The sequence below is a fragment of the Brachybacterium sp. genome (genome assembly GCF_052095815.1).
In the GTDB taxonomy this organism is placed as follows: Bacteria; Actinomycetota; Actinomycetes; order Actinomycetales; family Dermabacteraceae; genus Brachybacterium.
In genome coordinates this window covers 1-26,275 of record NZ_JBQDLF010000002.1, presented here as the reverse complement: position 1 = coordinate 26,275, position 26,275 = coordinate 1, and the positions used below count along the sequence as shown (strand labels likewise).

Genomic DNA, 26,275 nt, shown 5'->3' with positions numbered 1-26,275 from the left:
CGTCAGGAGCTCCCCGTGACCCAGCCTCCCTCTGAGCAGCCATCGTCCCGCCCGCTGTCCCCCCAGCACGGCATCCCCGCGCAGGGCGGCATGCCCTCCCCGGGCGAGCCCGGGCGCCAGAGCACCGGCCCCCAGGGCGGCTACTCCGCGCCCGACGGCGGCTATGCAGGATCCGGCGCCGGCTACTCCGCGCCCCAGGGCGGCCCCGGCGCACCCGTGAAGAAGCCGTCCAAGGCGCCGAAGGTCCTGATCATCCTCGGCTCCGTGATCCTCGCCCTCAGCGTGATCATCGGCGTGATCCTGGCGGTGGTAGGCATCGGCGGCGCCATCGGTGACATCAGCGAGCTCGAGGAGTTCGACAGCGGCAGCGGCACAGTCATCGCCGAGGCCGACGAGACGTTCCAGATCTACGTCGAGGAGGGCACACCGACCCCGACCTGCATGGTGGACGGTCCTGCAGTCGGTGCAGGCACCTCGCAGAGCAGCAGCTTCCAGGACGGCGAGACGAGCTGGGTGTCCGTCGACTCCTTCACTGCGGAAGAGGGCGGCGAATACACCATCGACTGCGGCGGCACCCCTGTCGCGGTCGGCCCGCCGGCTTCTGTTGGAGGGATCCTGGCCGGAGTCGGCGGGATCTTCCTGGGCATCGGCGGCGGGGCACTCGGCTTCCTGCTGCTGGCGATCGGTGTGATCCTGCTGATCGTGCGTCGGCGCACGGCGTGAGCATCGAGGATCCCGCGGTCCTCCCGTTCCCCCTCGCCGCGGGGGAGTCCCTCGTGCGCAGCGGGAGTGCGAACATGCAGCGCGGCGCCGAGACGGCGGGCGGGAAGCTGTTCCTGACCACCGCGCGCCTGGTGTTCATCGCTCACTCGTTCAATGTGCGCAGCGGCCCCTCAGAGCTGCCGCTCTCACTGGTCGCCGAGGTCGGCACCGCCTGGACGAAGCTGCTCGGGGTGCTTCCGCTGCTGCCGAACTCGATCGCCATCGCCCTGCGGGACGGCACGGTGCGCAGCTTCGTGGTCACCGGCCGGGCCGCCTGGATCGCCGCGATCACCCATGCCCGCGGGGGCGGAGCACCCGCCCGCTGAATCCGCCGCTGGACACGACGCAGGACATGACGGAGCCCGGCAGGACATCGGTCCTGCCGGGCTCCGTCATGCGGGGCGCTGAGGCTCAGCGCTCAACCGTTGCCGTGCTCAGGCGTCCTCGGTGATCAGCGGGTACACGCCGTTCTCGTCGTGGACCTCGCGGCCGGTGACCGGCGGGTTGAACACGCACACGCAGCGGATCTCCTTGCGGACGCGCACCTTGTGCTTGTCGTGGTCGTTGAGCAGGTAGAGGGTGCCCGGTGCGAGCTGGTGCACCTCACCGGTGGCCAGGTCCTCGATCTCGCCCTCACCGTGGGTGATGAAGACGGCCTCGATGTGGTTGGCGTACCAGAAGTAGCTCTCGGTGCCCTCGTACAGCGTGGTCTCGTGGACGGAGAAGCCCACGCCCTCCTTGGCCAGGATGATGCGCTTGGAGCGCCAGGTGTCGGACTTGATGTCGGCGTCGGTGCCTTCGACCTCGGCGAGCGAGCGAACGAGCATGGGGGTGTCCTTCCGGTGGATGGTCCAGGTCAGGGGTTCTGCGCAGGCGTTCGGTGCCCGGCGCAGACCGTCGGCCCGCCCTCTGGTGCAGGCGGGCCGACGGAAGAGCGGTCTCAGGCGGCGAGCGCCTCGTCGACGGCGGCCTCGATGATGTCCAGGCCGCGGGCGAGCAGCTCATCGGGGATGGTGAGCGCGGGCAGCAGCTTGACGACCTCGTCGGAGGGGCCGGAGGTTTCCACCAGCAGGCCCTCCTCGAAGGCGCGGGCGGCGATCTTCCCGGCGATTTCGCCATCGGGCATCTGCAGACCGCGGGCGAGGCCGCGGCCCTTGACGATCAGCTCGTGCTGGAGGTGCTTGGCGGCGATGCGGTTGAAGCGGCTCTCCACGTAGGCGCCCTTGGCGATGGTGGACTTCTCGAGCTCGTCATCGCTCCAGAACAGGTCGATCGCCTTGGTGGCGGTCGCGAAGGCGGGGCCGAAGCCGCGGAAGGTGCCGTTGTGCTCGCCGGGCTCCCAGATGTCGAGCTCGGGCTTGATCAGCGTGAGCGCGAGCGGGTGGCCGTAGCCGCTTATGGACTTCGAGAGGGTCACCATGTCCGGCTCGATCCCGGCCTCCTCGAAGCTGAAGAACCCTCCGGTGCGGCCACAGCCCATCTGGATATCGTCCACGATCATCAGGATGTCGTGCTTCTTGCACAGCGCGGAGAGGCCGCGCAGCCAGTCCGCGCGGGCGGCGTTGATGCCGCCCTCGCCCTGGACGGTCTCGACGATCACGGCGGCGGGCTTGTTCAGGCCGCTGCCGTCGTCGGAGAGCAGGCTCTCGAGGTACATGAAGTCCGGAACGACCTGGCCGAAGTAGTCGTCGAAGGGCATCGGGGTGGCGTGCACCAGGGGGATCCCGGCGCCGCCGCGCTTCATCGAGTTGCCGGTGACGGACAGGGCGCCGAGGGTCATGCCGTGGAAGGCGTTGGTGAAGCTGATGACGGACTCGCGCCCGGTGACCTTGCGGGCCAGCTTCAGCGCCGCCTCGACGGCGTTGGTGCCGCCGGGGCCGGGGAAGGCGACCTTGTAGTCCAGGCCGCGGGGCCTCAGGATCTTCGCGTCGAAGGTCTGCAGGAACTCGCGGCGCACGTCGGTGAACATGTCCAGGCCGTGCACCACCCGATCCTCGAGGTAGTGGTCGATGACGACCTTCTTGAGCTCGGGGTGGTTGTGCCCGTAGTTCAGGGTGCCGGCACCGGCGAAGAAGTCGATGTACTCGCGTCCGTCCTCGCTGGTCAGCACGGAGCCCTTGGCGTGGGTGAACACGGTGGGCCAGCCGCGCGAGTAGCTGCGGACGCCGGACTCGAGCTCGGTCGGGTCGACGGTGGGGGCGCTGACCTCGTCGGTCAGCTCGGGCTTCACGGTGGTCTCGGTCGGTGCAGTCATGGTCATGACATCTCCCTGGGTGGTGGTTCGTTGGTCTGTGGATGGCGCGTGGGCGCACGGAAGCGCCCGCGCCGACGGGTGGTTCGTGGGGATTCGGGCTCAGGTCCCGGCGTGCAGTCCGCTGATCACGTGCAGCAGCTCGGCGCCGTGCCCGGGGTCGGGGAAGTGCGCTTCCTCGATGAGGGGCTCGATCGTGTGCTCGGCGCCATGGCGCTCGGCGAAGGAGGCGAACAGCCGCTGGGACGCGGCGTTGTCCGCCGTGATGGTGGTCTCCAGCGTGGCGACCTGCGGGAGGTCCGCCAGCAGGGCGTCGAGCAGGCGGGCGGCGAGGCGCTGCCCGCGCTGGGACTCGTCCACGGCGATCTGCCAGATGAACAGGGTCTGCGGCGCTGAAGGTCGCAGGTAGCCGAGCACGAACCCGACAGCTTCTCCCTCACGCACCGCCAGGCGGGTGGTCGCCGCGAAGTCGCGGGCCATCAGCAGGTAGGCGTAGGAGGTGTTCAGGTCGAGCGTGCCGCTGTCGCGGGCGATCCGCCACATGGCGGCGCCCTCCTCCATGGTGGGAGGGCGGAATTCCAGGTCGGAGCCTGGTCCGGTCGTCTTCTCGGAGGTGGACGGGTGGTCTGCGCTGTGCGTCATCAACGGGCCCATATCGCCGTCAACGGTATCGAGAGCGGTGACGCTTGTGCAGTCCCCCGGGGGGTTGCGGGGGGCCATCCTCGGAGTGTCGTGACGCAACTGTGACTGTCCGGCGTCCGGGAATCAGATTGTCGGACAACTGTGGACTATTCATGGCGACCTGGGGCGATGCCGTCTTTGAGCAGGCGATTCGCGTACCCGGCGTACAGCGGCTGTGGTGTGCGTCACGTGAGCGCGATGCGGGACACAGCTTCGCGTGCCTGTACACGCGCGGGTACAACGCTGTCTCGCCGGGTGATCGAGCAGGGAGCGGGTCCGGTCCCTGCGTGAGCCGCCTCGATACTCTCGTGCCCATGAACCCCCTCGAAACACTGAACGAGTTCCTCGGAAATGCTGAGGGCTGGCTCTGGACCTGGGCAGGGATGCCCGTGGTCGTGGTGCTCGGTCTCTACTTCACGATCCGCACCGGTGCGGTGCAGCTGCGGATGATCCCGGCGATGCTCGGCGCCATCACCCAGAAGGCGCAGCGCGAGCCGGTGGGCAGCGGGCGTAAGCGCACCGAGCGCACCAAGTCCCTCAGCGCCTTCCAGGCCTTCTCGGTCTCCGCCGCCGCCCGCGTGGGCACCGGGAACATCTCCGGCGTGGCCGGGGCGATCTTCTTGGGCGGGCCGGGCGCGCTGCTGTGGATGTGGATCATGTGCGTCGTCGGCGGTGCGGCGAGCTTCATCGAGTCCACCCTCGCGCAGCTGTGGAAGACCCGCTCTGCGGACACCTACAAGGGCGGCCCCGCGTTCTACATCCACCGCGGGCTGGGCAGTCGCGGCTTCGGTGCGTTCTTCGCGATCCTGTTCATCTTCTGCTTCGCCTTCGCCTTCACCTCGCTGCAGGCCAACACCATCGTCGATGCCGTCTCCGGCGCCGTCGCGCTCTACACCGATCCTGAGGGCCTGTCCTGGCTCCCGATCGTGCTGGGCGTGGTGCTCGCGCTGCTCACCGCCGGGATCATCTTCGGCGGCATGCGCCGGGTGGCTTCGGTCGCGCAGAGAATGGTGCCGATCATGGCTCTGATCTACCTGATCATCGGCATCATCATCGTCGGCATGAACCTCGGCGAGCTGCCCCGGGTGCTGGGCCAGATCGTCACCGAGGCATTCAACCCGCAGGCCGTCATCGGCGGCGGCATCGGTGCCGCCATCGTCAACGGCGTCCAGCGCGGCATGCTCTCCAACGAGGCCGGCATGGGCTCGGTCCCCAACGTCGCCGCCACCGCCTCGGTGAGCCACCCGGTCAAGCAGGGCCTGGTGCAGACCCTCGGCGTCTACTTCGACACCCTGCTGATCTGCTCGATCACCGGGTTCATCGTGCTGGTCTCCTTCCCCGACGTCTCCGTCGGCGGAGAGGGCCTGATGATGGTGCAGGAGTCCTTGGCCTCCAACCTCGGCTCCTGGGCCGCGGTGCTGCTCGCCGTGATCATGTTCCTGCTCGCCTTCACCTCGGTGCTGGGGAACTTCTCCTACGGCGAGGCGAATATGCACTTCCTGACCGCCAAGCGCGGCTGGCATGTTGCCTTCGGCGTCGCCGTGGTGGCGCTGGTGTTCCTCGGCTCCGTGATTGCGGTGGACCTCGCCTGGACCATCGCCGGGGTGTCCATGGTGTTCATCGCCCTCATCAACCTGGTGGTGATCGCGATCCTCACGCCCACGGCGGTCACGCTGCTGAAGCACTACAACGCCCAGCGCGCCCAGGGCCTGGACCCCATCTTCCTGGCCTCCGACCTGCCGGAGATCAAGAACGTCGAGGTCTGGGAGGATGTGGACGTCAGCGACTACGTGCGGGAGCGGGAGCCGGCCAGCGCTCGCTGAGCCGCCCGGGGGTGCGCTGCGCCGGTGGTGCGCCGTCCGACGCCGGGGAGGTGGGCCACGCCCGCCTCCCCGGCGTCCTCGGCACCGCTCGCGCGCCGTTAAGATGATCTGGCCCGCTCGGCGGGCACGGGCCTGTAGCTCAGTGGTAGAGCATCGGACTTTTAATCCGCGGGTCGAGGGTTCGATCCCCTCCGGGCCCACCCTGGTCGGAGCCCAGTTCGTGGTTGCGGGCCTCGCCCCAAAATGGGCAATGACAGCAACGCTGACAGCAACGCGGCTGTGTGTGCTGCGCGGGACGAGGGGTGACAGCAGCTGGGCGTCGACGGAGCCCGCAGCCCCGTGAACGAAAGATCCCCACGCCTGTCCTTGGCGTGGGGATGATCTTCTGCCACCAGAGGCAGGTGCTCGAGATGCCCGCGACTACGCGGTCATTCCCATGAGCAGTCCCCAGGACTCGGAGTACTTGGTGGAAAGACGGTACTGAGTGGGGAACGGGAGCCGAGAGAACCGCGAGGGGTCGCAGTTGTCGGCGAGGTCGGCAGCCTTCACGATTCGGGCGATCTGATGCTCGCGGATGCGCGAGAAGTAGTCCGCTCGGGAGACGCCGGGCTGCTTGGTCAGGCGGTCGACAGCATCGACGACGCGATCGGGCACACCCTGCCGGCGCAGGTCGTCGAGCGAGACATCCGAGTCTTCGACGACGTCATGCAGCCAGGCAGCAGCAGCGCAGTCGAAGCGGTCCTGCGACGGGGCCATGAACAGTGCACGCTCCATGACGCGGCGCGGGTGATCGATGTAGTCATTGCCGAGCTTGTCGGTCTGGCCGGCGTGCGCATCACGGGCGAGCGATTCTGCGAGGTCGAGCAGGTCTGTGCCGTTGAGTTCCACAGTGTTTCTCCTAAACGATTGTCGGGGGAGTGTCGGCAATCTCCACGGCGCTCACCCAATGGGCGAAACCGGCGGCCGACAGGTCGTAGTAGCCGTCGATCAAGACGGAGTAGTCCGAGGGTGAGTTGGCGCCGACGGCCCCCGGAGCGATTGCGTAGCGGTACACCACCGCATGCCCGGCACCCTCTGCCTTTGTTCTTGCGAGTGCCTTCGTCAGGGCGTCATCAAGATCGCTGATCGCCTCCAGCCATAGCGCCGACTGGGCTTCGTCGTACACGACGGCCATGAACTCCGGCAGGCTCGACGAGCTGGAGGGGAAGTGATCGACCCAGTAGGCCGGGAAGGGGAATTCAGCCCACGGTGCGTGAGCAGGCGACGGGCTTCCCAAGACCCTGGTGTCGGTCATGTTCAGTTGGGTCTTCAATGTTTCCGCCTTGGTGTTGACAGTATGGTTCGCATGGTGTAGCAGCCGCAGAGAGGCTATCTGAAGAGCGCATCCATCCGCTGCGCGGACTCGTCCTGCAGCGCCGGGATGACGTGCGAGTAGGTGTTCATCGTGACCGCGATGGCGGAGTGCCCCAGCAGCTCCATGACCACGCGCGGAGCGACGCCTTCAGCGAGGAGCAGGGACGCGCAGGTGTGGCGGAGGTCATGCAGCTTGACCCGGCGCAGCTTCGCCTTCTTCAGCAGTGGCTCAAAGGCGCGGTTCACGTTGCGGGGCTCGATCGGGGTGCCGGCCTGGGAGGTGAAGACGAGCATTGTCGGGTCAACGGGCAGCCCGAGCGAAGCAAGCTTCTCTCGCTCGGAGGCGCGGTGCCGGGTGAGTGCGTCGATGCAGAAGGCGGGAAGCACGATCCGACGGCGCGAGGTGTCCGTCTTGGGGCTCTTCAGGCGCAGCTCGCCTCTGGAGCGCTGAAGGGACTGCACGACCCGCAGGCGACCGTTCTCGAGGTCGACATCGCTCCACCGGAGCCCAAGGGCTTCACCTCGTCGCAGCCCGAGCCCGACGTAGAGGGTCCACAGGGCTTCCCAATCGTGCCCCTTCGCTGTTATCAGGAGCTTCTTCGCCTCCTCCGGAGTCAGCGGCTCGACGTCCTGGCGCACGGGATTGGAGACCACGACCAGCTTTGCCACGTTCCTCGGGACGAGGTCCTCACGCATCGCGTGCTGGAGGGCGGAGCGGATGATCGCGTGGATCTGCTTGACCGTGGCCGCGCTCTTGCCCTCACGAGTCTTCGCGCCGAGAAACTCCCTCAGGTCCGAGGCGGTGAGCTGCCCCAGCGGCTTTGACCCCAACGCGGGCACGATGTGGTTCCGGATGTAGCCCTCGTACGTCTGGTATGTCGCAGGGCTCAGACGAGGTTCCTGCACATCACGCATCCACGCTTCCAGGAACGCTTTCACGGTGAGCCGGCCGGGTGTTGCTGCGATGCCCGAGCGGGACTTCTCCTGCATCTTGGCGAGCTTGGTGCTCACGTCCTTGCGGGTATTCCCGTACGCCGTCTTCCGCTTACGGGCACCGTCCGGAGTGAGGACGTACGCAGCACCGGCCCACCGACCATCCTTGCGCCGGTAGATGCTGCCCTCACCGTTCGCGCGGCTCATGCGACGACGGGGGCCGGTTCGAGGTTCTCGACATACTCGAGAAGATCGACGGCCTTGATCAGCCGGGACCGACCGAGCTTGACGCTGGGCAGCTCGCCGCAGCGCATCAGGTCGTACACCCGGGTCTTCGAGACGCTGAGCCGATCAGCGACCTCGTCAGCTGTGAAGCAGAGCTTCTCCATGGTTCTTTCCTTTCTCGTGGGGGCGAAGTGCAGCGCGGCGAGCGTCCTTCCACTCGCGTGCTGCGTCGGCGGCAGAGCGGGCGAGTTCGGCATCACCGGTGGTGAGCCAGCCCTGGCCGACGAAGCGGAATTCGTTGATCACGACGGTGTGCTCAGCGGATCCGAGGAAGTCATCGGTCGTGGCCGGGTCGTCGCCGGTCTCGAGCTGTTCGCGGTCGCGGTGGTACTTGCGCCGTGCATCGCGGAGTGAGCCGAGGGTGGTCGAGAACCGACGGGACTTGCTGGCGAAGTGCCCGCGGAAACCAAGGGCATCGGCCCACTTCCCCAGCAGTACGTAGGGACTGGAGAACCCCTCATCAAGCAGCGCCCGGCCGCACAGTTCGAGGCAGGTCTCCCGAAGCTGCTTCAGGTGGCGGTTCGGCGTGCCCTCTGTGGCGACATCGCCGGCCGACTTGGTGGCGTACTTGGCGAGGTAGGCCGCCACCATCTCGGGAGAGACGTCGCCACCATCGTCGGCGTGGCGCTGGACGGGTCGGGCGTCGACCTGACGTCCGAAGCGGAGCACGCGAGCGGAGTCATAGGCGTCGACAGGGGCAGCATCGACCTCAACGTCCCGCGCGGCCTCGAGACAGCGTTCCGCGAGCCAGGAGGCGGGGACGTCGACGGCGGGGGAGGGGAAGGGCTTTTCGTCCGTCGGAGCGCCGTCGAGACGAACGAGTGCGTGCAGGTGGATCGCCCCGCGCTTCTGGTACTCCCCGACCTTGGCGAACTGCACGCGAAGGAGATCTCTCGAGGCCTTCTCGCTCATGCCGAGGTGGGCCGCGACAAGGCGGCGCAGCCGGATCGTGAACCGCCGCCACAGTTCGGGGCAATGCCACTGCCAGACCGCCTGCCCCTCGTAGTCGTAGCAGTCCCGGCACAGTGACTGACCGACGCGAGCATCTTCGGCGTCGTGATGCTCAGCGCAGCGACGAGTGCGACCGTGTTCGCACAGCCCAGGTGCTGCGTTGACCGTGCACGGCCGAGGCTGGGCGCCAGGACGAGTCGACGAGTGCACCGAGCCGAACGACGGGGCCGTCAGAGTGAGGAACACCAACGGATGGGTGGAGACGCTCTCGGGAACCCCCTTGTCCCCACCGGAGACGCCTGCCGAGAGGAGGTGCCACATGTCGCCCTGGTACTCGTGGGAGCACGAGGGGCAGCGGGAGGCGCGTCGATTGCCGCAGCGGACGTAGAGCACGCTGTCCGGCAGGTCGCGGCTGTCGAACGTGTGGAGGTGCTGTCCGGACCGGCGGTCGAAGGTGCGTGCCTGCCCGAAGAGGCGCACCGGGCGGGAGCAGAACCCCGTCGAGGCGGCCTGCTTGGACCAGTCCTCGAAGCCGTCGGAGAGCATCCGCTTCAACGCGGTGGGGTCGTTCACGTCGAGGGAGTAGAGATCGGTGTCGCTCACGATGCTGCTCCTTCCGTATCGGGCTTGGTGCGAGGACGAGACCTAGAGCTGCGGGGCTTCTCCGCCGGCTCCGGGACGACGACGGGAATTGTTGACGGGGCGGGAAACCTTGCAGCCGCAGCCCGAATCAGGTCGTCATCGACGAAGGCGGCACGGACGCGGATCGGTTCCGAGCCGTCTTCGGGAACGACGTAGCCGATGCCGGGAGAAGCCATCGGTATTTTGTGGCAGAGGGCCCCGGAAGCGACCGCACCGTCACCGAGGACCATCGAGGTCTCCTCGCGATCCCGAAGGCGGAGTCCGACCATCTGCGTGAACAGGCCACGATTCGGGATCGTCTCCTTGCGCGGGTCCTGGAGGCAGGCGACCACCGTGTAGCCGACGGCGCGCCCCTGGGAGCAGAGCAGCGACATCGCGGTGCGTGCACGGCCCTTGAGGTCGCGGTCCTCGATGTACGACGTCAGGGCGGCGACCTCGTCGATCAGGACGACGACCAAAGGCTCATCGGCGCTTGCCGTGTGCTGGCGGGAGTTCCCGGCCATCCGTTCGAGGCGGGCGCTCATAGCGTCGACCGCTTCTTCGAGCACCACCACGGCTTCAGCGGGAGTCACGGCGTAGCGGGTGAACAAGTCCTTGCCCATGCCCAGCTCGACGCCGCCCTTGAGGTCGATGCCGTGGACTTCCGCTTCTCCGCGGGCGATGGCGGGTGCGAGGCCGATGGTGACGCCCCAGACGAGCGATGCCTTGCCGGAGCCGGAGGAGCCGGCGACGAGAGTGTGTGTGCCCGCAACACGGAGCCACCAGTCCTCGTCCCGGGTGTCGATGCCCATCCACGCCGAACGGCCGTCCCAGGGGTCTTCTGCTTCGGGCAGCCCGCGGTAGACGGTCTCAGCGAGGGCATCGCCAAAGGTGAAGCTGAGGGTGGGGGAGAGGTCCCCGATCACACGGATGTTCGTCGCGCCCACGGTGGTCCGAAGACGTTCCGCGACGGACTGGAAGTCCTCCACCGTCTGACCGGTGAGCAGCCCCGGGATGAGGACGAGCTCGTTGCGGTGCCAACGCTTGCTCGCAATGGTCGGAAAGTGGGTGTGCTTCTGTCCCGCACGATCGATGGTGACCGAGGAGAGCCCGCACTCTTCCATGAGCAGCGGCCAGGTCTCGAGCAGGTCGAGCCAGAGTTCCCGGCGCGAGAGGGGACGGGAGATAGCCCGGAAGTAGGTCTCCGGGTAGAGCCGAGCCCAGAGCACGAAGTAGAGCGCAATCGCGCCGACGACGGCGAAGGGCTTCCAGCTGCCGAGGAGATCGGCCGCGAGCCAGGTGAACATCGCGACGACGAACCAGAACCGGTGGAACCAGCGCATGTGACCCCACAGGGCCGTCACGATCCAGTGCAGCTCGGCGAAGCCGAAGCGGAAGGCGAGGGAGGCGGTGTGCATTGCTCACGCACCCCCGAACGCCAGCTGCCAGCCGAGCGGGACGACCTGCCAGAGCAGGATCCCGATCGCTGCGACATTGAACAGACGCATCGCCTTCCGCTCCATGATCACGCCGCCTCGGTGCTCGAGGTACGCGCGGATGCCTTGGCCTCGGCGAAGCCGGACGCGCGCAGCGAGTACGCGATCTTCGGGAAGTTCCCGTTCTGGTCCACGTACGGCGTGAGGGTGAGTCCCTCGAAGGCCACGGCGCGGAACGGGCCGGTGGTCGGACCCTTGGGCGGAACAGGCTGGTGATCGGAGGAGACCTTCACGGTCACCTCGGCCTGTCCCTTGCGGCTCTCGGGATCCGGATCGAGCACCCGGACCTGCCAGACACGCTGGCCCGAGATCTTGTCCCGCTGCTGGGGGTCGACCTCGCCGGCCCTCTTCTTGTCGAAGTCGTCAGCGGCGAGGACCTCGCCGATCATGTACGCACCCTGGGGGAACACGTCCTCCATCTGGATGGGGAAACGGGTCTGGACTGCCATGTTGGCCTCCTTGTTGAAGTAGGAACGGACCCCCAGTAGACATGTAGCACTTGACGTATGTCAAGTGACCGAAGTCGGAATCGCGTATGCTGGGGTCATGGCTCAGGAGTTCTACACAACGAACGTGCAGGTAGGCGACGCTCTCGACCTTCCTGCGCCGGTCCGAGAACTGGCGGAACAGCTGCGAGGCGAAGTCTCGTCGTTGGCGACCCAGGCGCAAGAGGAACTCAGGCTGTCCACGTTCCGCGACGAGCTGTTCTTGATGGCCTCGTTGGGCTACGCGACTGCGGTTGAACTCGTCGTCAAAGACCTCAGGAGTCTGCTGACGGCCTACGCGCATGCCGTCGCCACCGAGCGGCCGAGCCTTCAGGAGGTCGCCAGCTGGCAGCGCGTCACGCCGGGGAATCTCCGGCGCAGGTACACCGCAGCCCACGTGAAGGCAGTGCAAGCAATGCTCGACGTACGGATCCCGTTCGACGTCGTGCAGCTCGGCTTCACCTCCGTGAGAGACGGCCATATCGAGGGCCTCAATGCGCAATCCGCGCGCGACTACTTGCTGCGCACTCAGATTCGAGCCCGGCTACGAGGCATCATCGAGGAGACGGCGAGCGTCCTCCATGGCAAGGATTGGCAGGAGACCACGCTCGTCGAGTCAGCATTCGACCCGAATCCCTTTCGCGGGTACGCGCAGGTCAGCGCCTCTACGGCGAACGATCGCACTCCGTTGACGCAGCACAGTCCTCGTGCTATCGAACTCACCCTCGAGCAGCTCGACGCTGAGCACGCCGAGTACTTCGAGTTCGAGCGGTCCGCCGTGGAGGCGGCTGAGGCCGCTTAGAGCATCACCCGCACTATTCCGCTTCGATCGAATGGTGACGTTGACCCCTGCAGATGTCCGATACTGAAGGCATGACTGCCACGCTCTCCCCGATGAAGCTCCTGGATGACCTGTACAACCGGGCGACGTCGACAGCGGATCAGGGAACGCAGTTCGAGCGCTTCACGGCGTCGTTCCTGCAGACCGATCCGCTGTGGTCAGCGCAATTCGCGAAGGTGTGGATGTGGGACCAGTGGCCCGAGAAGTGGGGTCATGACTCCGGGATCGACCTGGTCGCTGAGCGGCGTGATGGCGGACTGACCGCGATCCAGTGCAAGTTCTACGCCCCCTCGCACCGGGTCTCCAAGGGCGACTTGGATAAGTTCCTGGCGGCGTCGGGACGGGGCGGGTTCACGGAGCGTCTCGTGGTGTCGACGACGACGCACTGGGGCGCGACCGCCGAGGAGACAATCCGCGAGCAGTCAGTGCCGGTGCGCCGGCTGGGACTCGAGGACTTCGAGCAGTCCCGGGTCGATTGGGCCACCTTCAACCCAGAGACGCCGACGGTCCTGTCGCTGTCCGGCTCATCGGATCTGCGGCCATATCAGCGCACGGCAATCGACGACGTCGTCGAGGGCTTCGAGACGTCCGACCGTGGCCGGCTGATCATGGCCTGCGGCACGGGCAAGACGTTCACCTCTCTGCGCCTCACCGAGGAGTACGTCGGCGCGGGCGGCAGCGTGCTGTTCCTCGTTCCCTCGATCGCGTTGCTGTCTCAGGCGTTGCGGGAGTGGTCCAACAACACCGAGCTGGGCATCACGGCAATGGCGGTCTGCTCCGATGCGAAGGCATCGCGGGGCAAGAAGGCCACAGAGGATTCCGCGGAGATCTCTGTCGTCGACCTCGCGCTCCCCGCGACCACGGACCCCCAGCGACTCGCGCAGCGAATGAGGGAAGCCCGCGTGGACGGCGACGGGGTGCGAGTCGTGTTCGCGACCTACCAGTCCATCGACGTGGTCTCCCAGGCCCAGAAGATCGCCGGACTGGAGCCGTTCGATCTGGTGGTGTGCGACGAAGCCCACCGCACCACGGGCGCCACTCTGGCCGGCACCGAAGAATCAGCTTTCGTTCGCGTGCACGACGAGGAGTACCTCAAGGCGGACAAGCGGCTCTACATGACCGCGACTCCGCGGATCTACGACGATGCCTCCAAGTCGAAGGCTGGCAAGGCACAGGCTGTACTCGCATCGATGGACGACGAAGACGTCTACGGTCCGGAGTTCTACCGGCTTGGATTCGGGGACGCCGTCGGGATGGGGATGCTGACGGACTACAAGGTCCTCATCCTCACGGTGAACCAGGAGACCGTGAACGAGGCGATGCAGGACGCCTTCGCCCAAGACGGAGAGCTCACCCTCGACGACGCGACCAGGCTGATCGGTTGCTGGAACGGTCTCGCCAAGAGAGGCGACGCCGAGCACACCTTCGGACTTGATGCTCAGCCGATGCGCCGTGCAGTCGCCTTCGCGAGAGACATCAAGTCCTCCAAGAAGGTCGCCTCGCAATTCACTGAGGTGGTCAGCGCCTACGTCGAGAACCATGAAGCCGAGGACCCCGGGGACGTCCTCAGCGTGGAGGCCAAGCACGTTGACGGGTCGATGAACTCGATGGAGCGGACCGAGCTGCTGGACTGGCTCAAGCAGGACACCGAGGGAGACACCTGCCGAGTGCTCTCCAACGCCCGGTGCCTCTCCGAGGGCGTGGACGTGCCCTCGCTGGATGCGGTGATGTTCCTGAACCCCCGTCGGTCCGTTGTGGACGTTGTGCAGTCAGTCGGTCGCGTGATGCGCCTCGCCCAGGGCAAGAAGTACGGCTACATCATCCTGCCAGTTGTTGTCCCGGCCGGGGTGGAGCCGGAGAAGGCGCTGGATGACAACAAGAACTTCCAGGTCGTCTGGGACGTGCTCCAGGCACTGCGCGCTCACGACGAGCGGTTCGACGCGATGGTCAACAAGGTCGAGCTCAACAAGACTCGCGACTCCAAGGTCGACGTCATCGGAGTCGGCTTCCCTGGCGACGAGGATGACGAGGGAGGCTCCGAGTCCAGCACGAAGCCCTCACAGGGCAGCCTGGATCTCAAGCTGTCGCAGATGGACGAGCTGCGCAACGCGATCTATGCGCGCATGGTCAAGAAGGTCGGCTCCCGCACCTACTGGGACCAGTGGGCCAAGGACATCGCCGCCATCGCCGGCGCGCACATCTCCCGCATCACGAACCTGGTGGATGACCCGGATACGGCAGCTTCCCGCCAGTTTGAGGTGTTCCTCGATGCGCTGCGACGGAACCTCAACGAGTCGATCAGCCGGGACGGTGCGATCGAGATGCTCGCCCAGCACATGATCACCAAGCCCGTGTTCGACGCACTTTTCGAGGGGTACGCGTTCACTGCTCAGAACCCGGTCTCGCAGGTCATGGATCGTATGGTCGCCTCGCTGACCGCGATGCATGTCGATGCCGAGGCGGCTTCCCTGGAGGCGTTCTATGAGTCTGTGCGCCTTCGCGCTGCGGGGATAGACAACGCCGAGGGCAAACAGAAGATCATCACCGAGCTTTATGAATCCTTCTTCAAGAATGCTTTCCCCTCCACCGCCGACGCTATGGGCGTGGTCTACACACCGATCGAGATCGTCGACTTCATCCTCCGCTCCGTCGACGATGTTCTGAAGCAGGAGTTCGGTCACTCCATCAGCGACGAGGGCGTGCACGTCCTGGACCCCTTCACGGGTACGGGCACTTTCATCGTCCGACTCCTCCAGTCCGGCCTCATCCGCCCCGAAGACCTCGCTCGGAAGTACGCGAGCGAGCTGCACGCCAACGAGATCCTGCTTCTCGCGTACTACATCGCTGCGATCAACATCGAAACCACCTTCCACGACCTCCAGGCCGCAGCCGACGACGTCGAGCTGACAGACGAGGCGTACGAGCCGTTCGACGGCATCGTCCTGACAGACACGTTCCAGCTCACCGAAGACGGCGACCTCACCGACGAGATCGTGTTCCCCACGAACAACACCCGTGCGGAGGCCCAGAAGGCGCTCGATATCCGCGTCATCGTCGGTAACCCGCCCTACTCCGTGGGGCAGACCTCCGGGAACGACGACAACGCCAACGTCAAGTACCGGACGCTCGACGCGCGGGTGCGAGACACCTTCGCGGCCCTCACAGAGGCGACGAACAAGAACAGCCTCTACGACTCCTACATGCGGGCTATCCGTTGGGCCAGCGACCGCATCGGCGACGAAGGCGTGATCGGGCTCGTCACCAATGGCGGCTGGATCGACGGCAACACTGCCGCTGGTGTCCGCAAGACGCTCACCGACGAGTTCACCTCGATCTACGTCTTCAACCTCCGTGGGAACCAGCGCACCGCCGGTGAGACCAGCCGTAGAGAAGGTGGCAAGGTCTTCGGATCCGGTAGCCGAAACACCGTCGCGATCTTCCTCCTCGTCCGTACCAAGGACAACAATGGCCCGGCAACCATTCACTACCGCGACATAGGCGACTACCTGACCGCCAAGAGCAAGCTCGCCATCGTCAACGAGGCCACCCTCGAGACTGTCCCGTGGCACCAGATCGAACCTAACAAGCACGGCGACTGGATCAACCAGCGCGACGAGGACTATCTGAACTACCCGACTCTCGGCGACAACAAGAAGGCTGACCCGCAACCTGCCGTTTTCCAGATCTATTCGCGAGGCCTCGCCACGGCGCGTGACTCATGGGTATATAGCTTCTCGCAGGCCGAAGTCAGAGCGAACGTAAAGCGCTCGATCGAGTTCTACAACTCTGAGGTCGCTCGCGCAGCGCAGCCTGGATACACACCCGACTACGACCCGACCAAACTCTCTTGGAACCGCGCGGATAAGAACAACGTGACGCGTCGGCGCAAAATCGAGCATCGAGACTCGGCGTACCGCGTCGGTCTCTATAGGCCCTTCACCCGGGAGCACGTTTACTTTGACCGTGCCTACAACGACATGGTCTATCGCCTTGAGCAGCTTTTCCCAACTGAAGGCCATCAGAACTATGGCTTCTATGTAACGGCCCCCGGTTCTGACAAGTCTTTCTCCGCACTAGCTTCCCGGCTTGTCCCCGACCTTGCGCAATGGGGTTCCTCGAGTGGACAATTTTTCGCTCGTTACACCTGGGTTCCACTCCCGGACGACGAACTCGACCTTGGACTCGACGGCGACGTCGTAGACGGCTATCGACGTACGGACAACGTCTCAGACGAGATGCTGGCGGTCATGCGCGAGCAGCACGGCGGCAGCGTCTCCAAGGACGACATTTTCTTCTTCGTCTATGGGTTACTCCACTCTCCCGAGTACCGCGAGCGCTACGCCGGCGAGCTCAAGCAGATGCTGCCCCGCATTCCTGGTGTCCCCACTGACGCCTACGAGAGCTTCACCAGGGCTGGACGCGAGTTGTTCCACCTTCACGCAGACTATGAGGACGCTAAGGCCTACCCCCTGGAGGTAGTCGGCGGTGAGCAGCCACCTATCGGCGCTGAGGAGGACTACTACCGGGTGCAGAAGATGCGTTTCCCTACCGGGACGAAGGCTGCCGATGCGCCTGACTCTCTCGTTGTGAACGGCTCGATCACCGTCCGTGGCATCCCCGAGGCAGCCTACCGATACCAGCTCGGATCTCGCAGTGGCATCGAGTGGCTCATCCGTCAGTACCAGATCACCACCGATAAGGCGTCCGGCGTCGTCAATGACCCGAACCAGTGGAGCATCGAGCACGGGAACCCGCGCTACATCCTCGACCTTCTGCAGAAGGTCATCACCGTGTCCGTCCGCACCGTCGAGATCACCGAGGCACTGCCCGCACTTCAGCCGGCCGCCCGATCCCAGGGCCGCGCCACGCTGTGAGGACTTTCCCTACTCCTTCAAGGCGGCTTCGCCGCGCGCAGTCACGCGGCGGACGTTGTCCTCGCTGCGCTGCGGGCCCGACCCGCGCGCGGCGACTGCGCGACGAATAACAGGTGTCGCCGTCCCACTCGGGCTGTAGGTTTCTTGGTGATGTTGGAAAGGACGAGTATACGTGGATCTAGTCAGCATGAGGGTGCGCTACTTCCGCACCGTGGGACAGACTGATATTGAGCTTCCCCTTGATAGGTTTTTAACACTGGTTGGACCAAATAACAGCGGCAAAACAAATCTGCTCCGCGCAGTCCAAATGTTCTTTACTGGCCCAAATAACCTCTACAACTACAGTCGTGATCGCGACTTTACGTTCGGCGGCGGCACAGGCAAGACTAGTTTGCATGCGACGTTCTCGTTCGATCCTGAATCCACGACGGACGTGCATATAATTGCAAGCCTCGACAGGCTCTATGAGCTGTACGAAATTGAGCGACGCGGGAATACGGTTGGCTTGAGTTTGGTATTCTCGCCTTCTGACGCTCCTACCTATCAGTTTCTCCCCAATACGAAAAAGCCGGACGACCGCGCAGTTCAAACCCAGATATCGCGTGCGCAGCGCCAGTTGGTTTTGGATATTCTGGAACAGTTCTCCTGTCACTATGTCCCGTCCGAAAAGTCCGTTCGGCAATTGTTTGACGAAGTACTTAACCCTTTTCTTCGGGTAGTCGCGGCCGATGCCGTAATGCCCCAGATTGAATCTCTTAAGAGTTCCCTCGGGAGTGTATCGGATCGCATTAACCGAGAGATGGCGAGTGCCGGGCTGGAGGGCATAGCCGCCTCGTTCGACATCCCCGAGCAGGACCTCCGGGCACTCTTCAAGAGCTTCGAGTTTAGGCTTTCAGATCCTGTCGACACTGAGCTATCGCAGAAAGGTCAGGGCATTCAAAGTACGGCATTTTTTGCCGCACTCCGGTGGGTGTCGGAAGAGGAGTTGCAGCGCGGTAAGAGGGTGGTATGGCTGCTTGAGGAGCCAGAGTCGTATCTACATCCTGAACTCATGTCTAAAGTTTACGGAATATTGCGCAGAGTGGCCGAAATTTCTACAATCGTTCTTACCACGCATTCTCTCGCGTTCGTTCCGGACGAGCCAAGTCGAATCATCGGGACGTCAATGTCTGAGGGTAGAACCCGGGCGGAGACGTTTGATTCATACGTTAAGGCGACCGAGTCTATTCGGCGTGGATTGGGTGTCAAGTTTTCTGACTTCTTTAACCTGCGCAGATACAACGTTGCGGTTGAAGGCAAGTCAGATAGAGAGCTCCTACGGTGGTTCTTGGGGTTGGTTCCCGAAGAAGATCTGGCGGTCCCGAACCTGCGGGAAGCTCATGTCTTGGATTTCGGTGGAGTGAGGGCCCTTGCCGGATGGCTACGAGCGACGTATCCATATATTTGTGACGAGCGAAGTCTCGTCACGATCTTCGATGGCGATGACGCCGGAGAGAAGGAGCGACGGGACCTGAACGGCTTCTTTGGCAATAAGGGTGTTTCTTGGCAAGCGAATCTTGATTATGCGATAGTGCGACGAGGGTTCGCGATAGAAGGGCTTTTTCCTGATGACTGGATCGTTCGCGCGAATAGCGAATACCCGAATTGGTTTTCCGATTTCGCCGTGGCGACTGATGGAGAGTTGATCTCGTTCGTCTTGCGCGACGACAAGAAACGAAATTTTCAGGGATTGATGATGAGTTGGGCTGAGGGTGCGGAAGATGCTGATGAACTTTCTTGGAGATCTCGCTGGATTGGCTTTGTGAGCCCGGTGGATCAGGCTCTTGCCCGGCAGGACCTCAGGTTGGGACGCACTGACTAACTCGGAGCAGTTGTGGGGTGAGGTTGACAGCAACGCTGACAGCAACGCGATGGCGCCTAGTCGGACCGCTCATGCTGGGTGAATGCGCTGACCTGCGGGAACAGGGCAGATCACCTCGGTGCGGACGGACTTTTAATCCGCGGGTCGAGGGTTCGATCCCCTCCGGGCCCACGACTAGCCCCCTGTGCTGGAGCGACGGATGGCGTATCGCCCAGGTCTGAGGGTTTTCCGTTTCTCCTCCGTCCCCTGACCTCGATGGTGCCTGCCTCGGTTCGGAAACGTGCCACCGGCTAGGCTCGATACCGGGGTACAGGACCGCGCCCACGAAGGCCGGTCACGCGAGAGGGGAACACATGTCGCAGGCGAACCATCCCTACGGCGATAGGGGAGACCAGGGCCATCCGGGCAGCGGACAGCCGGGCAACCATTCCGGAACGTATGGGTACGGCCAGGTCCCGCCGGCTCCCGAGCCCTACGGCTCCGTCCCGCCGGGCCCGCCATCCGGCCCGCCGCCCGGATCGCCAGCCCCGTTCAGCTCGGCGCCGTCCGCCTCGCCGGGGCCCTGGGCAGCCTCCGCCCCGTCAGCGTCGGCGGCACCGCCGCACCCGCAGGCACCGCCCCACGCCCAGGGGACGCAGACACTGTCTGCGGCGCAAGCCGGCGCCGCCCTGCAACGGTTCGGTATCGGCAACCCTCTCCCCACCTTCGTGGTCGGCGCGCTCGCCTACGTCATCGCCCTCGGTGCTGCGCTGCTGGTGATCGTCTCGGCCATCGCCGTCGTGCTCACCCTCGACACCGGCGATCTGGCCGGGGGTACCACCTCGCCGACCGGCGGCGCGACCGCGCCCTCGGGAGATGGCGGGTGGCGGGCGATCGTGGGCCTGGTGGGAATCCCGTTCCAGCTGGTCTCCCTCGCCTCCTTCGGCTCCTATGACATCGAACTGAGCCTGGGTTTCCTGGGCGGTGCCACGATGAGCTGGCGGGGATTGCCGCTCCTGATCACCGTCGCGATGGTGGCGACAGCCTTTTTCGCCGCGCGTCTCGTCCAGCGCCGCTGGAGCTCGAACGGAGCGCTCGGCGCCCTGCTGTGGTCGGGTTTCTCCGGGCTCGCAGTGGCGATCTTCGCCGTGATCGCCACGCGCGTCACCGCGTTCGCGATCGAGGACGATTCGCTGGGGATGGCGCTCTCGATGCACTCCGCCGGGGCCGACATGTTCTTCGGCACCTGGGCACTCATCGCGCTGCCGCTGTTCCTGGGGCATGTGGCGGGGAGCGAGAAGCCCGCCTGGTGGCCGCTGGCGGCGGATCTCGCCGCCGCGCCCCGGCTCGCGCTCGTGCACGCCCTGGCATTCGCCATCCCGGTCGGGGTGCTGATCGTGGTCGGCGGAGCGATCGCGATGATCATCGACGGGGAGGCGCGATCCGTGCTGCCCCTCCTGCTTTCGCTCCCGATCTGGGGACTGACCGGCCTCGCCCTGCTGCCGGGGCTCGGGATGCTGTCCGTGCCGGTGCATATGAACCTGCAGGGCAACGTCGAGGATTTCGGGCTGGAGCGCTCCAACGAGTTCCTGTGGTTCTTCGACCTGCCCTGGTACGGATGGATTCCCATGGTGCTGATCGCTCTGCTGATGCCGGCGGCGGTCGCGCTGCTGTGGAACCGGGACCGCGAACTCGTGAAGGGGAACATCCTCGCGCAGGCCGCCTCCTGGGCGGCGCTCCCGCTCGCCTACTTCGGAGGCTCGGTGATCCTGCTCGCGCTGGTCTGGACCAGCACCCAGGCCCGGATGGGGATGATGGGCAACGTCGTCGTCGACGTCGGCCTCGCCCTCTGGATGCCTCTGGTCGCGTTCTTCCTCGGGCTGTTGGTCGAGGTCCTCGCCCGGTTCGGCGCGCCGTTCGTGGACCGCTTCGTGCCCGGGGTGCTCGTGAACTGGTTCCGACGCTCAGCGCGGGCGCGCCGCGCGAGTGACTAGTCCCGCAGGCCGGCGCGGCGCAAGGTCGCGGCGACCTTGTCGCTGAGCAGCGCCAACGACCGTTCATCGTGACCGCGCAGGTGCTCGAGCGCCGCCAGCGCCGTGATCACCACGTCCAGCAGCTCCTCCTCGACATCCGCTGAGCTGTGGGTGACGCCCTTGCGCGGGTTCTGGCCGGTCGCACCGATGTGCGCGGAGACCACCTCGCCGGCCTCCTCGGTGATCTTCGCCAGCCGGGCCCAGGTCGCGGCCTCCGGATCGCGGTGCGCGTTGCCGTCGTCGATCCAGCGGCTGAGCTCGGCGATCCCGTGTGCGGTGTCGTGGCAGTCCATGCGGCCAGTCTCCTGCATAGCGGCGCCGAGCATGCGCCCGTCGAGAGCAGTTCTAGAGGGTGCACCGTCTGCGCTGCGAGCTGCGCCCCCAGCGGGACGGCGCCGGCGCCCGGCGGATCGCGGGGGAGTGCGACTGCGGCCGGCGACCGGTGGCCCGCTCCTGGTCGCCACCAGCTTCTCCGTGCTCGGCATCGTCGCCGCCGTGATCATGGTGCTGGTCGTGCTGCTCGCCCTGAACCCTGCGAACTGGACGGACCCGGCCCCACGAAGCCGTCCATCGTGTGGTTGACGCCCAGCAGATCCAGGCCGCGGTCGAAGAGCCGCACCGGCAGGATCCGCGCCGCCGGGAGCAGCCGGGCGAGCCACGGGGTGATGATCTGCTCTTTCCCGCGCTCGATCGCCGTGAGCGCGCTGCGTGCCACCTCCTGCTACGTCAGGATCGGCAGCAGGCGGGGGAACTTCGTGCTCGCCCCCTCGAACATGTCGGTGTCGATGTCGAACGGGCACATCACGAAGGTCCCCACGGCGCTGGAGTCCGCCCGCAGCTCAGCCCGCAGCGACTCGGTGAATCCGACTGCGGCCCACTTGCTCGCGGAGTAGTCCGTCTGCCGGGCGACCCCGGCCAGCCCCGCGGCGCTGGCGATGGTGCCGTGCTCGCGCTCGAGCATCCCGGGCAGGAAGGCGCGCGTCACCAGAACAGGGCAAGGGTGTTCAGCTCGAAGGTGCGGCGGATGTCCTCGTCGCTCGCCTCCAGCAGCCGCGTGCCGGTGATGATGCCGGCATTGTTGATCACCACGTCCTGCGGGCCCGCCACCAGTGCGGCGGCGGCGACCTGCTCGCGGACGGTGATGAGCACGCGGGCCTCGCGCAGGGGTGTTCCGTGGTACATCCTCGTACTCCTCGGGAGGCGGTTCGAATGCTCCTCAGCGAAGTAGGAGGGCCGCCCCCTCGTCGGGGCGGCCCTCCGTCGTGCGTTTCCTCAGGCATCCAAGCCCTCGGGCATCACGCTCCTCATACGAGGCTGACCTTGCTCCTCCAGGAGTGGACGCTGCGCACGAGGCACACCAGCGTCATCAGCAGGATCACCGGCAGGAACCCGATCGGCATGATGTCGTCCGTGCTGGTGGATCCTGCCGCCATCTCGCTGAACACGGACCAGTGCACCACCCCGAGGCTCCCGTCGACCATCGCGATGCCCCAGGGGAGGGCGGCGATCCCGAGGAAGATGAGGACCTGCGAGGCGAGGTAGAGACCGAGGAAGACCACCACGGGGCCGCCGAGGCCGAGCCGGTTCAGCGGGGTCTCGCTGCCCACCGAGGCGGCGAAGAAGTACTGGATCGGCCAGACCAGGATCATGCCCACGAAGAGCACGATGCCGGCGATCAGGAGCGGCGTCGAGGTGACCGCCGCGCCCGTGCTCCACAGCTGCTGGATGACGGAGAAGGGGTTGCGATCGGTCCCCATCTGCCCGCCGATGACGGGCCAGGCGGCGAACAGCAGGCCGAAGGCCACCAGCAGCCCGGCGAGGGAGATCAGCAGCGCCCATAGCAGCTTGGCCGCATAGATCGTGGCCCCGCGCACGGGGAGGGACTGGGTGAAGTATCCGGTGCGGCTGTAGCTGGACTGCCAGTAATGGATGGTCAGGGCGATCTGCAGCGCCGGGATCAGCCCGGTGAGCGGGACCACCACCATCAGCATTCCGATCAGGGAGATCACGGGCCAGCCGGTGGCGGTCAGCGCGGTGCCCGCAGCGACCAGCAGCAGGACGATCGCGCCGATGGTGCCGAGCAGCCCACGGGTGCGCAGCCATTCGTGCTTCATGAGGGTGGTGATCATCGGTACGTCTCCTTGAAGATCTCATCGAGGCTGGCCCCGTGCGCGGCGCGGAGGTCGTCGGCCTCGCCGGCGAGGACCACGGAGCCGTGCCGCATCATGACCACCGAGTCGAGGATCGGCTCGAGGTCGTGGATCAGGTGGGTGGAGATCAGCAGCAGCGAGTCCTCCTCGAGGGTGCCCAGGATCCCGTCGAGGATGATCTGGCGGGCGGCGGGGTCGACGCCGCTGATCGGCTCGTCCAGCAGGAACACCTCGGCCCGGCGGGACATCGCCAGCGCGATCTGGACCTTCTCCCGCATGCCCTTGGACATCGCCTTCAGGCGCATCGACTCGTCGAGTCCGAAGAACCGCAGGAGCTCGTGGGCCTTCGCGGCGTCGAAGTCCTCGAAGAAGTCGCTGTACAGGTCCACGCAGTAGCGCGCTCGGGCCCCGTCGGGCAGGAAGCTGGTGTCGGGGAGGAAGGAGACCTTTGCCTTGGAGGCCGGGCCCGGGACCAGGCCCGCGATACGGGCCTCTCCCTGGTAGTCGCTGATCACGCCGGCGAGGATCTTCATCAGCGTGGTCTTGCCGCATCCGTTCTCGCCCAGCAGGCCGATGATCCGGCCGCCTGTGAGCTCGAGATCCAGCGAGTCGATCGCGGTGATCCGGCCGAAGGTCTTGGTCAGCCCTTTGGTGGAGATCAGAGGATGCCGCATCTGTGCGGGGGTGGTCATCTCAGGCTCCCTCAGTCTGGGGTCTGCCGTTGCTGTCGTGGTCATGGTGTTCCCATCTCTCGGAGAGGAGCTGCTGGGCCTGCACGCGTCCCATGCCGAAGCCGTGGGCGTGCTGGATGAAGTCGTCTGCGGCGCCTTCGGCGAGGTCGGCTCGCAGCCGGTCGATCCGGTCGGCGTCCTCGGTGACGAAGCGGCCGGAGGTGCGTTCGGAGCGGCAGAGCCCCTCGCGCTCGAGCTCGGACAGAGCCCGTTGGATCGTGTTCGGGTTGACGCCGAGCTCGGCGGCGAGCCCCCGCACACCCGGGATCCTGACTCCAGCGGGCCACTGGCCGACGACGATCCGTCGGGAGAATTCCGTGACCAGCTGCATCCAGATCGGGAGTGAACTGTCGAACTGCATCAGCGACTCCCTGTCTCAATGTATTAGGTGGCTAATACAGTAGGACAGTTGTAGGGCGCGGTCAAGACCCGGACCGGGGAGCGCAGTCCGGGGCGGCGTGGAGGGACGGCTCAGACGGGTCGGTCCAGCCGGGTCAGTCGAGTCGGGTCAGTCCGGCCGTGTCAGTCCAGTCGAGGCAGTTCAGCCGTGTCAGTCCCGCCGTGTCAGTCGAGGCAGAACTCGTTGCCCTCCGGATCGGCCATCACGATGAATCCGATGTTCATCGGCGGCTCGGGCTCGTGGCGCTGCACTCGCGTGGCCCCGAGCGCGAGCAGCTGCTCGCACCGTTCCTCGAGCGCGGCCATCCGCTCCTCCTCGCGGAGGTCCGGTGCGGTGCGCACATCGAGGTGCATCCGATTCTTGGCGACCTTGCCCTCCGGGACCTGCTGGAAGAAGAGTCGCGGCCCGGCCCCGTCGGGATCCTCGAGGGCGGAGGCGCTGTTGCGCTGCTCCTCGGGCACGCCGCTCGCCGCGAGGAAGTCGTCCCACGCCGCCAGTGGATCGGAGCCCGGTGACAGGGCGATGCCGGGAGGGCCCGGATGCACGTATCCGAGCACCTCTCTCCAGAACAGCGAGAGCGTGCGCGGGTCGCGGGCATCGAACGTGATCTGGACGGTGGCGCTCATGGGGTGCTCTCCCGGGGTGTGGGTCCGTGGGGTGCTCGGCTGGTGAAGGGTGGCAGTGTGCCGCTGTGCCCCTATCGTCCGCTGCTGTGCGGACAGGGCCTGTCCGCAGAGTCTGCGTCGGCTCGGCGGGCAGACAGTGCCCGGCGCCCGTCGCCCGTCGCCCGGCGCCCGTCGCCCGTCTGCCGGTACAGCGCACAGGGCACCGGCGCTGCCGATGCCCTGTGCGGGGTGGTGACTCTGCTCAGGCTGCGTGAGCACGTGCAGATCAGAGCACGAGCAGCAGGATGATGATGATCAGCAGAATGGTGGTGAGGCTGATGGGAAGGACGGCCTTGCGCATGGCGATCTCCTTCGGTCGAGGCAACCCACCGGAGTCTCCGACGGGGGCTACCAACGTAGGTGACCGTGTGCTGAAGCGGCTATTCCGAGCATGCCTGAACGGCCCCTACGGGGTGTTCGTGCAGGTCGCAGCGGGAGCAGACCGGATGGTCGACAAATGTGCCCGGGGTCGTGGGGGAGGTCGGGGCCTGTCAGGTCAGGCGCCGACGGCGGCGTTCGCCCGAGCGAACTCCTCGTCGCTCACCGGCTCGAGCCAGATCACGGTCTCGTCGTCCTGATCGGCTTCCTGCACCGCGATGTGGGACATCGGGGAGGCGCTGAGCGCGCCATGCCAGTGCTCCTCGCGCGGCGGGATCCAGACGGTGCGGCCGGGCTCGAGGGTGAGCACCTCCCCGGCGCGGGTGACCACCAAACCCGTGCCGTCGGTCCCGTAGAGCGTCTGGCCCACCGGATGCCAGTGCCAGTGGGTCCGGGAGCCTGGAGCGAAATGCACATGGTTCATCGCTGCCCGCGACTCACCGCGCGGGCCGCGGATCGCATCCAGGAGGACCTCGCCGGTGAATGACGTCTCCGGGCCGGTGGTCGTCGGCGGGCGGTCGAGCTTATCCATCTGGTCCTCCTGCTGGCGGGGGAGTGGTGGTGCCCATCAGATACCCGGGCGGCGTGAAGTGCAAGGCCTCGCCGAGTGGCAAGTAGGGACTTGCGGTGAGTGAAAACCTGCGACCGTTCCTCCACAGTGGCCATTTATCCGGCTCTTCGCAGCTGAGGGGGTAGATGCGGAACGCGGGGTGGGCGCGTCG

Annotated in this window: 26 protein-coding genes and 2 tRNA genes; 9 read left to right on the top strand and 19 right to left on the bottom strand. The window is 65.8% G+C overall.

What is annotated here, in order from left to right:
* The first annotated feature begins 15 nt into the window (after positions 1-15).
* Both ACTH43_RS01100 and ACTH43_RS01095 read left to right on the top strand, forming a co-directional pair.
* Complete coding sequence (locus tag ACTH43_RS01100) at positions 16-723, top strand: hypothetical protein (RefSeq protein ID WP_441443083.1); 708 nt, start codon at positions 16-18, stop codon at positions 721-723.
* Positions 720-1,088 (top strand): GRAM domain-containing protein, encoded by a 369-nt coding sequence (locus tag ACTH43_RS01095; protein WP_441443082.1) that lies wholly within the window; start codon positions 720-722, stop codon positions 1,086-1,088. The genes ACTH43_RS01100 and ACTH43_RS01095 overlap by 4 nt, the downstream gene beginning before the upstream one ends.
* Before the next feature lie 108 nt (positions 1,089-1,196).
* On the opposite strand, the gene ACTH43_RS01090 is transcribed toward ACTH43_RS01095, so the two are convergent.
* The 3 genes from ACTH43_RS01090 to ectA form a co-directional block, all read right to left on the bottom strand.
* The gene (locus ACTH43_RS01090) at positions 1,197-1,589 is read right to left on the bottom strand and encodes an ectoine synthase (protein ID WP_345076709.1); all 393 of its coding nucleotides are present in this window, start codon (positions 1,587-1,589) and stop codon (positions 1,197-1,199) included.
* Positions 1,590-1,702: 113 nt separating this feature from the next.
* On the bottom strand, positions 1,703-3,022 hold the full coding sequence (gene ectB / locus ACTH43_RS01085) for a diaminobutyrate--2-oxoglutarate transaminase (RefSeq protein ID WP_441443081.1): 1,320 nt from the start codon (positions 3,020-3,022) through the stop codon (positions 1,703-1,705).
* Between the two features lie 93 nt (positions 3,023-3,115).
* Positions 3,116-3,733, bottom strand: a complete 618-nt coding sequence (ectA, locus tag ACTH43_RS01080; RefSeq protein ID WP_441443080.1) for a diaminobutyrate acetyltransferase — start codon at positions 3,731-3,733, stop codon at positions 3,116-3,118.
* Positions 3,734-4,008: 275 nt separating this feature from the next.
* Here ectA and ACTH43_RS01075 point away from each other — a divergent pair, with 275 nt between their 5' ends.
* Both ACTH43_RS01075 and ACTH43_RS01070 read left to right on the top strand, forming a co-directional pair.
* Positions 4,009-5,517 (top strand): alanine/glycine:cation symporter family protein, encoded by a 1,509-nt coding sequence (locus ACTH43_RS01075; protein WP_441443079.1) that lies wholly within the window; start codon positions 4,009-4,011, stop codon positions 5,515-5,517.
* A 128-nt stretch (positions 5,518-5,645) separates the two neighbouring features.
* Positions 5,646-5,717: transfer RNA gene (locus ACTH43_RS01070), tRNA-Lys, on the top strand.
* Positions 5,718-5,937: 220 nt separating this feature from the next.
* Here ACTH43_RS01070 and ACTH43_RS01065 read toward each other — a convergent pair.
* The 7 genes from ACTH43_RS01065 to ACTH43_RS01035 form a co-directional block, all read right to left on the bottom strand.
* Entirely contained in the window at positions 5,938-6,405 is a 468-nt protein-coding gene (locus ACTH43_RS01065; RefSeq protein WP_441443078.1) for an HD domain-containing protein, read from the bottom strand.
* A 10-nt stretch (positions 6,406-6,415) separates the two neighbouring features.
* Positions 6,416-6,829, bottom strand: coding sequence for a hypothetical protein (locus ACTH43_RS01060; protein ID WP_441443077.1), 414 nt, complete (start codon positions 6,827-6,829; stop codon positions 6,416-6,418).
* Between the two features lie 56 nt (positions 6,830-6,885).
* Entirely contained in the window at positions 6,886-8,010 is a 1,125-nt protein-coding gene (locus tag ACTH43_RS01055; RefSeq protein ID WP_441443076.1) for a tyrosine-type recombinase/integrase, read from the bottom strand.
* On the bottom strand, positions 8,007-8,192 hold the full coding sequence (locus tag ACTH43_RS01050) for a helix-turn-helix domain-containing protein (RefSeq protein ID WP_441443075.1): 186 nt from the start codon (positions 8,190-8,192) through the stop codon (positions 8,007-8,009). Before ACTH43_RS01050 ends, ACTH43_RS01055 begins: the two co-directional genes overlap by 4 nt.
* Complete coding sequence (locus tag ACTH43_RS01045; protein ID WP_441443074.1) at positions 8,167-9,642, bottom strand: replication initiator; 1,476 nt, start codon at positions 9,640-9,642, stop codon at positions 8,167-8,169. The genes ACTH43_RS01050 and ACTH43_RS01045 overlap by 26 nt, the downstream gene beginning before the upstream one ends.
* On the bottom strand, positions 9,639-11,078 hold the full coding sequence (locus ACTH43_RS01040) for a hypothetical protein (protein ID WP_441443073.1): 1,440 nt from the start codon (positions 11,076-11,078) through the stop codon (positions 9,639-9,641). The genes ACTH43_RS01045 and ACTH43_RS01040 overlap by 4 nt, the downstream gene beginning before the upstream one ends.
* A 107-nt stretch (positions 11,079-11,185) precedes the next feature.
* Positions 11,186-11,605, bottom strand: coding sequence for a plasmid replication, integration and excision activator (locus ACTH43_RS01035; RefSeq protein WP_441443072.1), 420 nt, complete (start codon positions 11,603-11,605; stop codon positions 11,186-11,188).
* Between the two features lie 97 nt (positions 11,606-11,702).
* Between ACTH43_RS01035 and ACTH43_RS01030 the strand changes: the two genes are divergently transcribed.
* The 5 genes from ACTH43_RS01030 to ACTH43_RS01010 all read left to right on the top strand — a co-directional run bounded on the left by ACTH43_RS01030 (position 11,703) and on the right by ACTH43_RS01010 (position 21,190).
* Positions 11,703-12,443 (top strand): hypothetical protein, encoded by a 741-nt coding sequence (locus ACTH43_RS01030; protein WP_441443071.1) that lies wholly within the window; start codon positions 11,703-11,705, stop codon positions 12,441-12,443.
* Positions 12,444-12,496: 53 nt separating this feature from the next.
* Positions 12,497-17,356, top strand: a complete 4,860-nt coding sequence (locus ACTH43_RS01025; RefSeq protein ID WP_441443070.1) for a DEAD/DEAH box helicase — start codon at positions 12,497-12,499, stop codon at positions 17,354-17,356.
* A 172-nt stretch (positions 17,357-17,528) separates the two neighbouring features.
* Positions 17,529-19,217: an ATP-dependent nuclease gene (locus ACTH43_RS01020; protein ID WP_441443069.1), complete on the top strand. Its 1,689-nt coding sequence runs from the start codon at positions 17,529-17,531 to the stop codon at positions 19,215-19,217.
* A 103-nt stretch (positions 19,218-19,320) separates the two neighbouring features.
* Positions 19,321-19,388, top strand: a tRNA-Lys gene (locus ACTH43_RS01015).
* A gap of 182 nt (positions 19,389-19,570) precedes the next feature.
* Positions 19,571-21,190, top strand: coding sequence for a hypothetical protein (locus ACTH43_RS01010; protein ID WP_441443068.1), 1,620 nt, complete (start codon positions 19,571-19,573; stop codon positions 21,188-21,190).
* Here ACTH43_RS01010 and ACTH43_RS01005 read toward each other — a convergent pair.
* The 9 genes from ACTH43_RS01005 to ACTH43_RS00965 all read right to left on the bottom strand — a co-directional run bounded on the left by ACTH43_RS01005 (position 21,187) and on the right by ACTH43_RS00965 (position 26,085).
* On the bottom strand, positions 21,187-21,522 hold the full coding sequence (locus tag ACTH43_RS01005; RefSeq protein WP_441443067.1) for a MazG-like family protein: 336 nt from the start codon (positions 21,520-21,522) through the stop codon (positions 21,187-21,189). The genes ACTH43_RS01010 and ACTH43_RS01005 overlap by 4 nt on opposite strands.
* Before the next feature lie 206 nt (positions 21,523-21,728).
* A complete protein-coding gene (locus ACTH43_RS01000) occupies positions 21,729-21,944 on the bottom strand; it encodes a hypothetical protein (RefSeq protein ID WP_441443066.1) in 216 nt (71 codons plus the stop codon).
* Positions 21,945-21,950: 6 nt separating this feature from the next.
* Complete coding sequence (locus ACTH43_RS00995; RefSeq protein ID WP_441443065.1) at positions 21,951-22,214, bottom strand: SDR family NAD(P)-dependent oxidoreductase; 264 nt, start codon at positions 22,212-22,214, stop codon at positions 21,951-21,953.
* Positions 22,211-22,411 (bottom strand): SDR family NAD(P)-dependent oxidoreductase, encoded by a 201-nt coding sequence (locus tag ACTH43_RS00990; protein ID WP_441443064.1) that lies wholly within the window; start codon positions 22,409-22,411, stop codon positions 22,211-22,213. The genes ACTH43_RS00995 and ACTH43_RS00990 overlap by 4 nt, the downstream gene beginning before the upstream one ends.
* A gap of 122 nt (positions 22,412-22,533) precedes the next feature.
* Positions 22,534-23,358 carry a hypothetical protein gene (locus ACTH43_RS00985; RefSeq protein ID WP_441443063.1) on the bottom strand — a complete coding sequence of 275 codons (825 nt, stop codon included), beginning with the start codon at positions 23,356-23,358 and terminating at the stop codon, positions 22,534-22,536.
* A complete protein-coding gene (locus ACTH43_RS00980) occupies positions 23,355-24,071 on the bottom strand; it encodes an ABC transporter ATP-binding protein (RefSeq protein ID WP_441443062.1) in 717 nt (238 codons plus the stop codon). Before ACTH43_RS00980 ends, ACTH43_RS00985 begins: the two co-directional genes overlap by 4 nt.
* 1 nt (position 24,072) lies before the next feature.
* Positions 24,073-24,471 (bottom strand): GntR family transcriptional regulator, encoded by a 399-nt coding sequence (locus ACTH43_RS00975; protein ID WP_441443061.1) that lies wholly within the window; start codon positions 24,469-24,471, stop codon positions 24,073-24,075.
* 203 nt (positions 24,472-24,674) lie between these two features.
* Positions 24,675-25,136, bottom strand: coding sequence for a VOC family protein (locus ACTH43_RS00970; RefSeq protein WP_441443060.1), 462 nt, complete (start codon positions 25,134-25,136; stop codon positions 24,675-24,677).
* Positions 25,137-25,671: 535 nt separating this feature from the next.
* Positions 25,672-26,085, bottom strand: coding sequence for a (R)-mandelonitrile lyase (locus ACTH43_RS00965; RefSeq protein WP_441443059.1), 414 nt, complete (start codon positions 26,083-26,085; stop codon positions 25,672-25,674).
* Positions 26,086-26,275 lie beyond the last annotated feature (190 nt).

Bases quoted from the DNA above. Each gene is read 5' to 3' on its own strand.
- ACTH43_RS01090 (WP_345076709.1), bottom strand. From the start codon at position 1,589: ATGCTCGTTCGCTCGCTCGCCGAGGTCGAAGGCACCGACGCCGACATC.
- ectB (WP_441443081.1), bottom strand. From the start codon at position 3,022: ATGACCATGACTGCACCGACCGAGACCACCGTGAAGCCCGAGCTGACC.
- ectA (WP_441443080.1), bottom strand. From the start codon at position 3,733: ATGGCCCCCCGCAACCCCCCGGGGGACTGCACAAGCGTCACCGCTCTC.
- ACTH43_RS01075 (WP_441443079.1), top strand. From the start codon at position 4,009: ATGAACCCCCTCGAAACACTGAACGAGTTCCTCGGAAATGCTGAGGGC.
- ACTH43_RS01055 (WP_441443076.1), bottom strand. From the start codon at position 8,010: ATGAGCCGCGCGAACGGTGAGGGCAGCATCTACCGGCGCAAGGATGGT.
- ACTH43_RS01050 (WP_441443075.1), bottom strand. From the start codon at position 8,192: ATGGAGAAGCTCTGCTTCACAGCTGACGAGGTCGCTGATCGGCTCAGC.
- ACTH43_RS01040 (WP_441443073.1), bottom strand. From the start codon at position 11,078: ATGCACACCGCCTCCCTCGCCTTCCGCTTCGGCTTCGCCGAGCTGCAC.
- ACTH43_RS01035 (WP_441443072.1), bottom strand. From the start codon at position 11,605: ATGGCAGTCCAGACCCGTTTCCCCATCCAGATGGAGGACGTGTTCCCC.
- ACTH43_RS01030 (WP_441443071.1), top strand. From the start codon at position 11,703: ATGGCTCAGGAGTTCTACACAACGAACGTGCAGGTAGGCGACGCTCTC.
- ACTH43_RS01025 (WP_441443070.1), top strand. From the start codon at position 12,497: ATGTCCGATACTGAAGGCATGACTGCCACGCTCTCCCCGATGAAGCTC.
- ACTH43_RS01010 (WP_441443068.1), top strand. From the start codon at position 19,571: ATGTCGCAGGCGAACCATCCCTACGGCGATAGGGGAGACCAGGGCCAT.
- ACTH43_RS01005 (WP_441443067.1), bottom strand. From the start codon at position 21,522: ATGGACTGCCACGACACCGCACACGGGATCGCCGAGCTCAGCCGCTGG.
- ACTH43_RS00990 (WP_441443064.1), bottom strand. From the start codon at position 22,411: ATGTACCACGGAACACCCCTGCGCGAGGCCCGCGTGCTCATCACCGTC.
- ACTH43_RS00985 (WP_441443063.1), bottom strand. From the start codon at position 23,358: ATGATCACCACCCTCATGAAGCACGAATGGCTGCGCACCCGTGGGCTG.
- ACTH43_RS00980 (WP_441443062.1), bottom strand. From the start codon at position 24,071: ATGACCACCCCCGCACAGATGCGGCATCCTCTGATCTCCACCAAAGGG.
- ACTH43_RS00975 (WP_441443061.1), bottom strand. From the start codon at position 24,471: ATGCAGTTCGACAGTTCACTCCCGATCTGGATGCAGCTGGTCACGGAA.
- ACTH43_RS00970 (WP_441443060.1), bottom strand. From the start codon at position 25,136: ATGAGCGCCACCGTCCAGATCACGTTCGATGCCCGCGACCCGCGCACG.
- ACTH43_RS00965 (WP_441443059.1), bottom strand. From the start codon at position 26,085: ATGGATAAGCTCGACCGCCCGCCGACGACCACCGGCCCGGAGACGTCA.